This window comes from Neorhizobium fuzhouense (genome assembly GCF_042611105.1).
GTDB lineage: Bacteria > Pseudomonadota > Alphaproteobacteria > Rhizobiales > Rhizobiaceae > Neorhizobium > Neorhizobium galegae_A.
In genome coordinates this window covers 163563-176692 of record NZ_JBHFFP010000012.1, presented here as the reverse complement: position 1 = coordinate 176692, position 13130 = coordinate 163563, and the positions used below count along the sequence as shown (strand labels likewise).

Here is a 13130-nt window from a genome sequence, read left to right as displayed (position 1 = left end):
GGAAACGGCTTTGGCCGTATTTCGAGATCATCCAAGGAGTGGAAGCGCCATGGCTCAGTCCTACGACATCATCATCATCGGCTCGGGTCCGGGCGGCTATGTCACCGCCATTCGAGCAGCCCAGCTCGGGCTGAAGACGGCCATCGTCGAGCGCGAGCATCTGGGCGGCATCTGCCTCAACTGGGGCTGCATCCCGACGAAGGCGCTGCTGCGCTCCGCCGAGATCCTGGATCATGCCAATCATGCAAAATCCTTCGGCCTGACGCTGAACGGTTCGATGACGGCGGATGTGAAGGATGTCGTGGCCCGCTCGCGCGGCGTCTCCGCACGCCTCAACGGCGGCGTCGGCTTCCTCATGAAGAAGAACAAGATCGACGTGATCTGGGGCGAAGCCAAGCTCACCAAGCCGGGCGAGATCGTCGTCGGCCCGATGACGAAGCCGGTCGTTCAGCCGCAGAACCCGGTGCCGAAGGGCGTGCTGGGCGAGGGCACCTACACGGCCAAGCATATCATCATCGCAACCGGCGCCCGCCCGCGCGCGCTGCCCGGCATCGAGCCGGACGGCAAGCTGATCTGGACCTATTTCGAGGCGATGAAGCCCGATTTTATGCCCAAATCCATGGTCGTCATGGGCTCCGGCGCCATCGGCATCGAGTTTGCCTCCTTCTATCGCTCCATGGGCGTCGATGTGACGGTGGTTGAACTGATGGCCAACATCATGCCGGTCGAGGATGTGGAAATCTCCACCTTCGCCCGCAAGCAGCTGGAAAAGCGCGGCCTGAAGATCATCACCGAGGCCAAGGTGTCCAAGGTCGAAAAGGGCGCCGATTCGATCACGGCGCATGTCGAGACCAAGGACGGCAAGACCCAGACGATCACTGCTGATCGCCTGATCTCGGCTGTCGGCGTGCAGGGCAATATCGAAAATCTTGGCCTTGAAGCGCTTGGTGTAAAGACCGATCGCGGCTGCATCGTCATCGATGGCTATGGCAAGACGAACGTGCCGGGCCTCTACGCGATCGGCGACGTGGCCGGTCCGCCGATGCTGGCCCACAAGGCCGAGCACGAAGGCGTCATCTGCGTTGAAAAGATCGCCGGCGTTCCGGGCGTCCACCCGATGGACAAGGCAAAGATCCCCGGCTGCACCTATTGCAACCCGCAGGTCGCCTCGGTCGGCCTGACGGAAGCCAAGGCCAAGGCGGAAGGCCGCGATATCCGCGTCGGCCGCTATTCCTTTGCCGCCAACGGCAAGGCGATCGCGCTTGGCGAGGACCAGGGCATGGTGAAGACCATTTTCGACAAGAAGACCGGTGAGCTGATTGGCGCGCATATGGTCGGCGCGGAAGTCACCGAACTGATCCAGGGTTTTGTCATCGCCATGAACCTCGAGACGACCGAGGAAGAGCTGATGCACACCATCTTCCCGCATCCGACCCTGTCGGAAATGATGAAGGAAAGTGTGCTCGACGCCTATGGCAAGGTCTTGAACGCCTGAGGGCGGACATGTCCGCAGACCCGGCGCGAGGATGCGCCGGTGCGTGAGGAAGGATAAGAATCCGGTCTTCCCGGCAAGGCGGGAAGACGGTGGTGTCTGAGGATGAGAGGCGTTCGTCTCTCATCCGGGCTCCATCACGGCATGCATTGCGATTTGGTTCCGCAGGGGCCATATGGAACATGCACATACGGAAAGGGCGATCATGGAAGGCTTGGGCTTTTTGGGAACGATCATCATTGGCGGTCTGGCCGGCTGGCTGGCCGGCATGCTGATGGATCTGCGCTTCGGCGTCTTCATGAATATCGTCATCGGCGTTGTCGGGGCGGCCCTGGCGACCGCCATTCTGGAGCGTGCCGGCATCTGGGTGGAGCCCGGTGCCTGGGGTGGTCTGGTCACCGGTTTCATTGGCGCCTGCGCTCTGCTATTTGTCGCCAAACTTGTGAGACGCTAAAGCCGCGTGAAGCGGTCAGGAAAGCAATTCGTCATGGTTACAATTCTTGACAGGATCTCGCCCGCCGACGAGACCAAGCGTGCCCGCCACCCGGAAAAGGCGCACCGCCCCGACACGGAAGTGATGCGCAAGCCGGAATGGATCCGCGTCAAGGCGCCGACCTCCAAGGGCTATCAGGAAACCCGCGAACTGGTGCGCAGCCACAAGCTTGTGACCGTGTGCGAGGAGGCCGGCTGCCCGAATATCGGCGAGTGCTGGGACAAGAAGCACGCAACCTTCATGATCATGGGCGAGATCTGCACCCGCGCCTGTGCCTTCTGCAATGTGGCGACCGGCAAGCCCAACGCGCTGGACCAGGACGAGCCGGAAAATGTCGCAAAGGCCGTCAAGCAGATGGGCCTCAGCCACGTCGTCATCACCTCCGTCGACCGTGATGATCTGGACGATGGCGGTGCCGAGCATTTCGAAAAGGTAATCTGGGCGATCCGTGCGGCCTCGCCGCTGACGACGATCGAGATCCTGACGCCGGACTTTTTGAAGAAGCCGGGCGCGCTGGAACGCGTCGTGGCCGCCAAGCCCGACGTCTTCAACCACAATATGGAAACGGTGCCCGGCAATTATCTAACGGTGCGGCCCGGGGCGCGCTATTTCCACTCGGTGCGCCTGCTGCAACGGGTGAAGGAACTCGATCCGACCATGTTCACCAAGTCCGGCATCATGGTCGGCCTTGGCGAGGAGCGCAACGAAGTGCTGCAGCTGATGGACGACCTGCGCACCGCAGACGTCGATTTCCTCACGATCGGCCAGTATCTGCAGCCGACGCGCAAGCACCACAAGGTGGAAAAGTTCGTCACGCCGGAAGAGTTCAAGTCCTACGAGACGGTGGCCTATACGAAGGGCTTCCTGATGGTCTCGTCAAGCCCGCTGACCCGCTCCTCGCACCATGCCGGCGACGATTTCGCCCGTCTGAAGGCGGCACGCGAGAAGAAGCTGCTGGTAGCGGCCGAATAGGCCTAGTCGTCGGTGACGATCTGGCCGCGCTTGCGCTCGCGCAGTTCGAAGCGGTGGCTGCGCGCCTCCGCCTTGGCGACCTCCACCAGATAGACCAGCATCGACAGGTTGTTCATTTCAGCCAGTTGCCGGGCGGATTCGAGCAGTCGCATAACCTGGGTGAAATCGTCCGTCATTCTTGCCGCATTGTTTGGTCGCATGGATATGCCGATTGCTCTTCGACAGGCTTACGCCCGCCGGCTTCGCGTCTGTCACGCGGACAGGCATGCCGGTTGATCATCCATCAACCGGACGTGGCGTTCTGCGCGAAACGTGTGCCACAATTCTTGGTGATAAAAGTTAAATTCGCATTAGGGCTCTCTAGAAAAACTCCAAGCGACGCGCGACCAACTGCCACTTGCCAATCCCTCTTACGCCCACTAGCTCAGTGCCATGCCAAAGTTTGAAAATCACCGCCCCGTCCGGCATTCCGCAGAAGACATGTTCGCGCTCGTGGCGGATATCGAGAAATACCCCGAGTTCCTGCCGCTCTGCGACGGTTTGAGCGTGCGCTCGCGCAAGGAGCGCGACGGCAAGACGCTGCTGGTGGCCGACATGACCGTCGGCTACAAGGCGATCCGCGAGACGTTTACGACCCAGGTCCTGCTCAATCCGGCCGAGTTGACGATTGACGTCAAATATATAGAGGGTCCGTTCAAGTATCTCGACAACCGCTGGCAATTCTCGCCGACGCCGGAGGGCTGCGTGGTCGATTTCTTCATCGACTACGAGTTCAAGAGCCGCATTCTCGGCGCCGTGATGGGCTCGATGTTCGACCGGGCGTTCCGCATGTTTGCCGAGGCGTTCGAAGCCCGCGCCGACAAGATTTATGCCTGAGCAAGGGAAACGAGCAGGCTGAGCGCCGTCTCGACCGTTGCAAGACGAACGGCGTCGCGCCCCAGATCGCCGTAGCGCATCTCGCGGTGGAGGAGGGCGCCCGATTTTGTCATCGCGGCGATATGCACAAGACCGACCGGCTTTTCCGCAGAACCGCCACCGGGACCGGCAATGCCGGTGACGGCGACCGCGGCCGTCGCGCGCGAGCGCCAGAGCGCGCCCCGGACCATCTGCAGCGAGGTCTCGCGCGACACCGCGCCATAGGTGGCAAGCGTTGCCGTATCGACACCGATCAGTTCCTGCTTTGCCGAATTGCTATAGGTGACGAAACCCCGGTCGACCACCGCAGACGATCCGGAAACGCCTGTCAGCGCCCCGGCAATCAGCCCTCCGGTGCAGGATTCGGCCGTCGCCACCTGCCAGCCGCGTGCCGCGTAAAGCCGGATGACCTCTTCAGCCAGCGCGTCTATGGTCGCGGGAAACAGGCTCATGGCTTCAGCACGCCGTAAACGACGGTTGCCGTGGCAATCGCTGCAATGCCTTCCTTGCGACCGATAAAGCCGATCTTTTCGTTGGTGGTGGCCTTCACCGAGCATCGATCAAGGGAAATGCCGAGAACTTCGGAAAGATTGCGGCGCATGGCCTCGCGGTGCGGCGCGATCCTCGGCACTTCCGCCACCAGCGAAATATCGGCATTGGTAATGATGCCGCCATGCTGGCGCACGATATCGGCCGCATGCGCCAGAAAGATGCGCGAGGCCGCCCCCTTCCACTGCATGTCGCTTGGGGGAAAATGATCGCCGATATCGCCGGCGCCGCAGGTGGCAAGCAGCGCATCCGTCAGCGCATGCAGCGCCACATCCGCATCGGAATGGCCGCTGAGCTTCTGGTCATGGGGAATGAACACGCCGCAGAGCGTCACGCCGTCGCCCGGCACCAGCTGATGCACGTCATAGCCATTGCCGGTGCGCACATCGGGCAGCTGCGGCGCTGCGGAGAGTTTTTCGTCGGCCATGGCAAGGTCTCGCTTGATCGTCAGTTTCACATTGTCGGGTGAGCCCTCGATCAGCCGGACCGTCAGTCCGGCCCATTCGGCAATCGAGGCATCGTCGGTAAAATCGTCACGCCGGAGCGCGGCGGCCTTTTCATGGGCGGCGCGAATGGCCGAAAGCGAAAAGCTCTGTGGCGTCTGGGCCGCATAGAGCGCGGCACGCGGCACTGTTTCATGCACAACACCATCGACACCCGCCCGCTTCAGCGTATCGGTGACAGCCATCGCCGGCAGAAGGGCGTCTTCGCCTGCGTCGAAGGCCTCGGCAATCCGCTCAAGCAGCGCGTGATCGACAAAGGGCCGGGCGGCATCATGGATCATCACATGCGTTGCCGAGGTTTTGGAGAGCGCCCGTAAGCCGGCAAACACCGATTGCTGGCGCGTTTCCCCGCCCGACGTGGTGATCAGCGCGTTCGCGCCGGGCAAATCCAGCACCGCATCGGCAAACAGCGCGCCGTCATCGGGATGGATCACCACTACGATGGGGCCGGAGCGCTGCCAGGTGAGAAACTGCCTCAGCGTATGGCGGATCACCGCCTCGCCGCCGATGCGGCGATACTGCTTGGGGCCTTCCTCTGGCGAGCCGGCGCGCTCTCCACGCCCTGCTGCCACGATAACGATGCCGATTGTCATGAAACTGCCTGCCGGGGTCGCTAACTGATGGGATTGGCGGAATTGCGGGACGTGATGAGTTGACAGGGGCAGAACTATAGACTCAAAACGCCCATTTCCAGCACGTCGCTCAGAAATAACGCAGTTTGGGAATTGCTCTTGGCAAACGCGCAATCTGTGAATAAAAATAGTGCAGAAATCTCATGTGCCCGAAAGATCATCACTTGAATTCTCCGGATCTTGCCAGTCCTTTTGCCATCGGGCCTGTCGCCATTCGCAATCGCGTGGTGCTTGCGCCGATGTCGGGCGTGACCGATCTGCCCTTCCGCCAGCTCGCCTGGCGCCACGGGGCAGGGCTGGTGGTCACCGAGATGGTAGCCAGCCGTGAGCTTGTCCACAATCGCGGCGAATCATGGGAGCGTCTGAAGGGTACAGGCATCCGCCCGCACATGGTACAGCTTGCCGGGCGCGAAGCCTACTGGATGGCAGAGGCTGCCCGGATCGTGGAAGCGCACGGAGCCGATATAATCGACATCAACATGGGCTGTCCGGCCAAGAAGGTAACCGGCGGCTATTCCGGCTCGGCCCTGATGCGCGATCCCGACCACGCGCTGTCGCTGATCGAGGCGGTGGTGGCTGCCGTATCGGTTCCGGTCACGGTCAAGATGCGGCTCGGCTGGGACGAGAATTCGCTGAATGCACCGGAGATTGCCCGTCGCGCCGAACAGGCCGGCGTTTCGATGATCACCGTGCATGGCCGCACTCGCATGCAGTTTTACGAGGGCCGCGCCGACTGGGATGCGATTGCCCGCGTGCGCGAAGGGATCGCCATTCCGCTGGTTGCCAATGGCGACGTGGAAACGCTGAGCGATGCGCATGAGATCCTTCGCCGCTCCGGCGCCGATGCCGTGATGCTGGGCCGTGGTGCCGAGGGGCGTCCCTGGCATCCGGGCGTGCTTGCCGGCCATCCCCTGCCGGCGGCTCGCCAAAGGGCGGATATCGCCTGCGAACACTACGAATCGATGCTCGAATTTTATGGACACGAATCCGGTCTTCGCCATGCCCGCAAGCATGTGGGCTGGTATCTCGACCGCTGTGCGCCGGATTTTCCGGCGGAACGAAAGGCAGCACTGATGACGGAGAAAAATGCCGCCGTGGTTGCGCGCACCCTCTGGGACGCGATTGCCACAGGGGCCGGCAATGCCAGCAGGGAGGCAGCATGAGCACGACCTCGCACGATGGCAGCGGCAACAATCCGCTGGCCATGGCGGTCTTGAACTCGGTGCAGAACCCGGTCATCCTCGTTGACGATACCGGGCGCATTGCCTTTGCCAACTGGGAGGCGGAAGCCTTTTTCGGCGCGAGTGCCGCGCATCTAGCTCGCAACAAGATTTCCACCTTCATCCCCTTCGGCAGCCCGCTTCTGGCGCTGATCGATCAGGTGCGCGACCGTCGCGCGCCGGTCAACGAATACCGCGTCGATCTGTCCTCGCCGCGGCTTGGCCAGGAAAAGCTGGTCGATCTCTACGTGGCCCCCGTCGTCAGCGAGCCGGGCTCGGTGGTGGTGGTGTTCCAGGAACGCAGCATGGCCGACAAGATCGACCGCCAGCTGACGCACCGGGCCGCTGCCCGGTCCGTGACGGGCCTTGCCTCAATGCTGGCGCATGAGATCAAGAACCCGCTGTCGGGCATTCGCGGCGCCGCCCAGCTTCTGGAAACGGTCGTACCCGACGAGGATCGCTCGCTGACGCGGCTGATCTGCGACGAGACCGACCGCATCGTCTCGCTGGTCGATCGCATGGAGGTGTTTTCCGACGAACGCCCGGTGGATCGCTTGCCGCTCAACATCCATTCGGTGCTCGACCATGTGAAGGCGATCGCCAAGGCCGGCTTTGCGCGCGACATCAAGATTCTGGAAAACTACGACCCCTCGCTGCCCTCGGTCTATGCCAACCGCGACCAGCTGGTGCAGGTGTTTCTCAACCTCATCAAGAATGCAGCGGAGGCGATCGGCGACCAGCAGGATGGCGAGATCATGCTGACGACCGCCTATCGCCCGGGCATCCGGCTTTCGGTTGCCGGCACCCGCGAAAAAATCTCGCTGCCGCTCGAATTTTGCGTGATCGACAACGGACCGGGCGTGCCGAGCGATCTCCTGCCGCACCTCTTCGATCCCTTCATCACCACCAAGACCAATGGCTCGGGCCTTGGCCTTGCCCTCGTTGCAAAGATCATCGGCGCCCATGGTGGCATCGTGGAATGCGACAGCCAGGCCCGCCGTACGATTTTCCGCGTTTTGATGCCCATGCACAAGGATGACGGCTACCCCGATGATGGCCGCAGCTTGAACACGACAGGAAACTTGAAATGACCGCTACGATCCTTGTCGCCGATGACGACGCGGCCATCCGCACCGTATTGAACCAGGCGCTGACCCGCGCGGGCTACGATGTCCGCATCACCTCCAACGCCGCCACGCTCTGGCGCTGGATTTCGGCCGGCGAGGGCGATCTGGTGGTGACCGACGTGGTAATGCCCGACGAGAACGCCTTCGACCTTCTGCCCCGCATCAAGAAGTCCCGGCCGGAGCTTCCGGTTCTGGTGATGAGCGCGCAGAACACCTTCATGACGGCGATCAAGGCCTCGGAAAAGGGCGCCTACGACTATCTGCCAAAACCCTTCGACCTGACCGAGCTGATCGCCATTATCGGTCGGGCGCTCGCCGAGCCGAAGCGCAAGCCGGCCAAGCTCGATGACGACATGCAGGACGGCATGCCGCTGGTCGGCCGCTCCGCCGCCATGCAGGAAATATACCGCGTGCTCGCCCGCCTGATGCAGACGGACCTGACGCTGATGATCACCGGCGAGTCGGGCACCGGCAAGGAACTGGTGGCGCGCGCGCTGCATGACTATGGCAAGCGCCGCAACGGCCCGTTCGTTGCCATCAACATGGCGGCGATCCCGCGCGACCTCATCGAATCGGAACTGTTCGGCCATGAGAAGGGCGCCTTCACCGGCGCGCAGAATCGCTCCACCGGCCGCTTCGAGCAGGCGGAAGGCGGCACGCTCTTCCTCGATGAAATCGGCGACATGCCGATGGATGCGCAGACCAGGCTTCTGCGCGTGCTGCAGCAGGGCGAATATACCACCGTTGGCGGACGCACGCCGATCCGCACCGATGTGCGAATCGTCGCCGCCACCAACAAGGATTTGAAGCAGCTGATCAATCAGGGTCTGTTCCGCGAAGACCTGTATTATCGCCTGAACGTGGTGCCGCTGCGCCTGCCGCCGCTGCGCGACCGCGCCGAAGACATCGCCGATCTGGTGCGCCATTTCATGCAGCTCGGCGAAAAGGAAGGCCTCGATGCCAAGCGTTTCGACAATGAAGCGCTGGATGTGATGAAGGCCTATGCCTGGCCGGGCAATGTGCGCGAACTGGAAAACCTCGTGCGCCGCCTGATGGCGCTCTATCCACAGGAAGTCATCACCCGCGAGATCATGGATTCGGAGCTGCGTTCCGACGTGCCCGACAGCCCCATCGACAAGATGGGCGCCCGTTCCGGCAATCTCACCATCGCCCAGGCGGTGGAGGAGAACATGCGCAGCTATTTCGCAAGCTTTGGCGACAACCTGCCGCCGCCCGGCCTCTATGACCGGGTGCTGACCGAAATGGAGTATCCGCTGATCCTCGCGGCGCTGACCGCCACCCGTGGCAACCAGATCAAGGCGGCGGATCTTCTCGGCCTCAACCGCAATACATTGCGCAAGAAAATCCGCGAGTTGGGCGTCTCCGTGTACCGCAGTTCGCGCGGTACGTGAGCCTTTGCTGCTTGACACCAAGACCATCTTCGTTGCATTTTCGCCACAATGCGTTGCTCAATAGTCACGCATCGCCATGGTCGGTTCTCGGCTTTACGGTCGGCGAGTGCGGCCGGTGACGTGCATGGATCCCGCGTCCTGCGGGATCAGGAGTGGATTTCGGAATGACAGACGACTTGGCAACCGACGCCGGAGAAGATCCGGCGATGCTGGTGCAGGACCGCAGGGCGTCGTTTGCCCTGCCTGGCCTGCTGCTGGCTGGCGGCGCGTTGTCCTGTGCGATCTTCACGCTGCTGGTGCTGCTGGGACTGACGCCGATTGCACCGACCACCAATGTGGTGATTGCCTCGGCCGTCCTCAACGCACTATTCGTGCTCGGCCTCCTGTATCTGATTGCCCGCGAGGTCGGCCGGCTGTTGAAGGCGCGCCGGCGGGGCAGGGCGGCGGCCCGGCTGCATGTGCGCATCGTCGTGCTGTTTTCCTTCGTGGCGATCACGCCGGCCGTCTTGGTCGCGATCTTTGCAAGCCTCACCCTCAATGTCGGTCTTGATCGCTGGTTTTCGCTGCGCACGCAGTCGATCGTGCAGTCCTCGCTCGATGTCGCGCAGGCCTATATGCTGGAAAACGCCAGCTACCTGCAGGGCCAGACCGTCTCGATGGCCAATGACCTCGAGCGCAACCGCCCGATGTTCTACCTCGACCGGACCGGCTTCATCGACCTGATGACCCGCCAGGCCCGCGGCCGCGGGTTGCTCGGCGCCTTTCTGGTGCGCGAGGACGGTACGGCGATTGCCCAGGCCGATATCAAGACCGAGCGGCCGCTGCCGGCCATTCCGAAGGATGCACTGGCGAGTTCCGCAGCCGGCCAGCCGACGCTGATCCCGCCGGGCGTGACGAACCTCGTCGGCGCCATCATCCGGCTCGATGCGATATCCGGTGCCTTCCTCTACACGATCCGCGCCGTCGATCCGAAGGTGATGGCCGCCATGCGGCTGATGGAGGACAACCGCGCCGAATACCAGGCGATGGAAGCGGGCCGGATGAGCCTGCAGGTGGCGTTTGCCGTGCTCTATCTGGGCTTTGCCCTGATCGTGCTGCTCGCCGCCATCTGGACTGCTATTGCCGTCGCCGACCGCATCGTGCGCCCGATCCGCCTCCTGATCAGCGCTGCCGACAGCGTGGCGACCGGTAATCTTTCCGTTGTCGTGCCGGTGCGCTCGGCCGATGGCGATGTCGGCAACCTGTCACGAACGTTCAACAAGATGATCTCGCAGATCCGCAGCCAGCGCGACGAAATCCTCGTTGCCAAGGACGAGGTCGACGACCGGCGCCGCTTTATCGAGGCGGTGCTGTCCGGCGTGACGGCAGCCGTGATCGGCGTCGAGGACGACAACCGGATCACCATCGTCAACCCGTCCGCCGAAGACGTTCTGGCGCTTCCGGCCGCCGAACTGCTCGGCCAGCCCTTGTCCGAGGTGGCGCCTGAAATCGATCAGGTGCTGAAGGAAGCGACCGGGCGCGCGCGGGCCGACTTCCGCAAGGAGGTCTACCTCATGCGCGGCGGCAAGGAGCGCACGCTGTCGGTGCAGGTGACGCGCGAAGAGCAGCGGAACTCGACCGAATCCTACGTGATCACTCTGGACGACATCACGGACCTGGTGATTGCCCAGCGCTCCACCGCCTGGGCCGATGTCGCGCGCCGCATTGCCCACGAGATCAAGAACCCGCTCACCCCCATCCAGCTGTCGGCCGAGCGCCTGAAGCGCCGCTATGGCAAGCAGATCGACGAGAGCGACCGCGCCGTGTTTGACCAGTGCACCGATACGATCGTGCGACAGGTCGGCGATATCGGCCGCATGGTGGATGAGTTTTCCGCCTTTGCGCGCATGCCGAAACCCGCCAAGGAACGGGCCGACCTGCGCGACATCGTGCGCGACGCGATCTTTCTGCGGGAGATGGGCACCAGCCACGTCACGTTTCAGCGCGAACTCGGCGATCAGCCGCTGGAGGGCCTGTTCGATTCGCGCATGCTGGGCCAGGCGTTTGGCAATCTCATCAAGAATGCGGTGGAATCGATCGAAGCCGTGGCGAGCGATGAGGAGCGCGACGGGCGCCGCGTCCTGGTGCGCGCCGCCTTCGACGAGACGCGCGACGAATTCAAGGTCGAGGTGATCGACAATGGCAAGGGATTGCCGGTGGAAAACCGCCACCGTATTCTGGAGCCTTATATGACGATGCGCGAAAAGGGCACGGGCCTTGGCCTGGCCATCGTCAAGAAAATCATCGAGGAACATGGCGGGCAGCTCGAACTGCACGATGCGCCTGCCGATTTCGATCATGGCAAAGGCGCCATGATCCGGGTGATTCTGCCGCATCCCCGGGCGGCAGAGGCACCCCAAACAGACAATGAAAAGGAAGTGTCCTATGGCGTCTGATATTCTAGTCGTGGATGACGAGGCCGACATCCGTGACATCGTCTCCGGCATTCTGTCCGACGAAGGCCATGAGACGCGCGTTGCCCATGACAGCGACAGTGCGCTGGCGGCGATTTCCGACCGCGTGCCGCGTCTCGTCTTCCTCGACATCTGGATGCAGGGGAGCAAGCTGGACGGGCTGGCGCTGCTGGACGAGGTGAAGGCGCGCCATCCGGACCTGCCGGTTGTGATGATCTCAGGCCACGGCAATGTCGAGACGGCCGTCTCGGCCATCAAGCGCGGCGCGTTCGACTTCATCGAAAAGCCGTTCAAGGCCGACCGGCTGATCCTGATTGCCGAGCGGGCGCTCGAAAATTCCAAGCTGCGCCGCGAGGTGACGGAACTGAAGAAACGCACCGGCGATGCGGCCGAACTGGTCGGCACCTCCGTTGCGATCTCGCAGCTGCGCCAGACGATCGAAAAGGTCTCGCCGACCAACAGCCGCATCATGATTCTCGGTCCTTCCGGCTCCGGCAAGGAACTGGTGGCGCGCATGATCCACCGTCGCTCCTCGCGGGCGGCAGGTCCGTTCGTTGCCTTGAATGCCGCAACGATCACGCCCGAGCGCATGGAAATGGCGCTGTTCGGCACTGAAGGCGGCCCCGGCCAGCCGCGCAAGATCGGTGCGCTGGAAGAGGCCCATCGCGGCATCCTCTACCTCGACGAGGTAGGCGAAATGCCGCGCGAGACGCAGAACAAGATCCTGCGCGTGCTGGTCGACCAGCAGTTCGAGCGGCTCGGCGGCAACAAGCGGGTGAAGGTGGATGTGCGCATCATTTCCTCGACCGCCTATAACCTCGAAAGCCTGATCGGCGAGGGAATCTTTCGCGAGGATCTCTATCACCGCCTCGCCGTCGTGCCCGTCAAGGTGCCGGCACTGGCCGAGCGGCGCGAGGATATTCCCTTCCTCGTCGATGGCTTCATGCGCCAGATCTCCGAACAGGCCGGCATCCGCCCGCGCAAGATCGGCGACGACGCCATGGCCGTGCTGCAGGCGCATGACTGGCCGGGCAATATCCGCCAGCTGCGCAACAATATCGAACGGCTGATGATTCTGGCCCGCACCGATGGCCCCGACACCCCGATTTCCGCCGACATGCTGCCGACCGATCTCGGCGACATGCTGCCGAAAATGTCGGGCAAGGGCGATCATCACATCATGACCTTGCCGCTTCGCGAGGCACGCGAAATGTTCGAGCGCGATTATCTGGTCGCCCAGATCAACCGGTTCGGCGGCAATATTTCCCGCACGGCGGAATTTGTCGGAATGGAGCGTTCTGCCCTGCACCGCAAGTTGAAGTCGCTCGGCGTCTGATGCGCATCGCGGACGCCGTGTCGCCC

Annotated in this window: 12 protein-coding genes; 9 read left to right on the top strand and 3 right to left on the bottom strand. The window is 62.7% G+C overall.

The window, feature by feature from the left end; all coding sequences use genetic code 11:
- Positions 1-49: 49 nt before the first annotated feature.
- The 3 genes from lpdA to lipA all read left to right on the top strand — a co-directional run bounded on the left by lpdA (position 50) and on the right by lipA (position 2957).
- Positions 50-1495 carry a dihydrolipoyl dehydrogenase gene (gene lpdA / locus ACEXP3_RS20095; RefSeq protein WP_377298841.1) on the top strand — a complete coding sequence of 482 codons (1446 nt, stop codon included), beginning with the start codon at positions 50-52 and terminating at the stop codon, positions 1493-1495.
- Positions 1496-1697: 202 nt separating this feature from the next.
- Positions 1698-1946, top strand: coding sequence for a GlsB/YeaQ/YmgE family stress response membrane protein (locus ACEXP3_RS20090; protein WP_210105238.1), 249 nt, complete (start codon positions 1698-1700; stop codon positions 1944-1946).
- Between the two features lie 33 nt (positions 1947-1979).
- The gene (gene lipA, locus ACEXP3_RS20085; protein WP_210104990.1) at positions 1980-2957 is read left to right on the top strand and encodes a lipoyl synthase; all 978 of its coding nucleotides are present in this window, start codon (positions 1980-1982) and stop codon (positions 2955-2957) included.
- Positions 2958-2959: 2 nt separating this feature from the next.
- Here lipA and ACEXP3_RS20080 read toward each other — a convergent pair whose 3' ends face one another.
- Entirely contained in the window at positions 2960-3133 is a 174-nt protein-coding gene (locus ACEXP3_RS20080; protein WP_210104991.1) for a hypothetical protein, read from the bottom strand.
- 256 nt (positions 3134-3389) lie between these two features.
- Here ACEXP3_RS20080 and ACEXP3_RS20075 point away from each other — a divergent pair, with 256 nt between their 5' ends.
- Positions 3390-3833: a type II toxin-antitoxin system RatA family toxin gene (locus ACEXP3_RS20075; RefSeq protein ID WP_377298839.1), complete on the top strand. Its 444-nt coding sequence runs from the start codon at positions 3390-3392 to the stop codon at positions 3831-3833.
- Here the strand turns inward: ACEXP3_RS20075 and ACEXP3_RS20070 are convergent.
- Positions 3824-4324: a CinA family protein gene (locus ACEXP3_RS20070; RefSeq protein WP_377298837.1), complete on the bottom strand. Its 501-nt coding sequence runs from the start codon at positions 4322-4324 to the stop codon at positions 3824-3826. The two genes, ACEXP3_RS20075 and ACEXP3_RS20070, sit on opposite strands and share 10 nt — an antisense overlap.
- Positions 4321-5517, bottom strand: a complete 1197-nt coding sequence (locus ACEXP3_RS20065) for a bifunctional 2-C-methyl-D-erythritol 4-phosphate cytidylyltransferase/2-C-methyl-D-erythritol 2,4-cyclodiphosphate synthase (RefSeq protein ID WP_377298835.1) — start codon at positions 5515-5517, stop codon at positions 4321-4323. Before ACEXP3_RS20065 ends, ACEXP3_RS20070 begins: the two co-directional genes overlap by 4 nt.
- Positions 5518-5699: 182 nt before the next feature.
- On the opposite strand from ACEXP3_RS20065, the gene dusB reads away from it, so the two are divergent.
- The 5 genes from dusB (at position 5700) to ntrX (ending at position 13104) form a co-directional block, all read left to right on the top strand.
- Positions 5700-6719, top strand: coding sequence for a tRNA dihydrouridine synthase DusB (dusB, locus tag ACEXP3_RS20060; RefSeq protein WP_377298834.1), 1020 nt, complete (start codon positions 5700-5702; stop codon positions 6717-6719).
- Positions 6716-7867, top strand: a complete 1152-nt coding sequence (locus ACEXP3_RS20055; protein ID WP_210104996.1) for a two-component system sensor histidine kinase NtrB — start codon at positions 6716-6718, stop codon at positions 7865-7867. Before dusB ends, ACEXP3_RS20055 begins: the two co-directional genes overlap by 4 nt.
- The gene (gene ntrC, locus ACEXP3_RS20050) at positions 7864-9315 is read left to right on the top strand and encodes a nitrogen regulation protein NR(I) (protein ID WP_210104997.1); all 1452 of its coding nucleotides are present in this window, start codon (positions 7864-7866) and stop codon (positions 9313-9315) included. The genes ACEXP3_RS20055 and ntrC overlap by 4 nt, the downstream gene beginning before the upstream one ends.
- Before the next feature lie 164 nt (positions 9316-9479).
- Positions 9480-11750: a sensor histidine kinase NtrY-like gene (locus tag ACEXP3_RS20045; protein ID WP_210104998.1), complete on the top strand. Its 2271-nt coding sequence runs from the start codon at positions 9480-9482 to the stop codon at positions 11748-11750.
- Positions 11740-13104, top strand: coding sequence for a nitrogen assimilation response regulator NtrX (ntrX, locus tag ACEXP3_RS20040; protein ID WP_210104999.1), 1365 nt, complete (start codon positions 11740-11742; stop codon positions 13102-13104). Before ACEXP3_RS20045 ends, ntrX begins: the two co-directional genes overlap by 11 nt.
- Positions 13105-13130 lie beyond the last annotated feature (26 nt).

Bases quoted from the DNA above. Each gene is read 5' to 3' on its own strand.
- lpdA (WP_377298841.1), top strand. From the start codon at position 50: ATGGCTCAGTCCTACGACATCATCATCATCGGCTCGGGTCCGGGCGGC.
- ACEXP3_RS20090 (WP_210105238.1), top strand. From the start codon at position 1,698: ATGGAAGGCTTGGGCTTTTTGGGAACGATCATCATTGGCGGTCTGGCC.
- lipA (WP_210104990.1), top strand. From the start codon at position 1,980: ATGGTTACAATTCTTGACAGGATCTCGCCCGCCGACGAGACCAAGCGT.
- ACEXP3_RS20080 (WP_210104991.1), bottom strand. From the start codon at position 3,133: ATGACGGACGATTTCACCCAGGTTATGCGACTGCTCGAATCCGCCCGG.
- ACEXP3_RS20075 (WP_377298839.1), top strand. From the start codon at position 3,390: ATGCCAAAGTTTGAAAATCACCGCCCCGTCCGGCATTCCGCAGAAGAC.
- ACEXP3_RS20070 (WP_377298837.1), bottom strand. From the start codon at position 4,324: ATGAGCCTGTTTCCCGCGACCATAGACGCGCTGGCTGAAGAGGTCATC.
- ACEXP3_RS20065 (WP_377298835.1), bottom strand. From the start codon at position 5,517: ATGACAATCGGCATCGTTATCGTGGCAGCAGGGCGTGGAGAGCGCGCC.
- dusB (WP_377298834.1), top strand. From the start codon at position 5,700: ATGTGCCCGAAAGATCATCACTTGAATTCTCCGGATCTTGCCAGTCCT.
- ACEXP3_RS20055 (WP_210104996.1), top strand. From the start codon at position 6,716: ATGAGCACGACCTCGCACGATGGCAGCGGCAACAATCCGCTGGCCATG.
- ntrC (WP_210104997.1), top strand. From the start codon at position 7,864: ATGACCGCTACGATCCTTGTCGCCGATGACGACGCGGCCATCCGCACC.
- ACEXP3_RS20045 (WP_210104998.1), top strand. From the start codon at position 9,480: ATGACAGACGACTTGGCAACCGACGCCGGAGAAGATCCGGCGATGCTG.
- ntrX (WP_210104999.1), top strand. From the start codon at position 11,740: ATGGCGTCTGATATTCTAGTCGTGGATGACGAGGCCGACATCCGTGAC.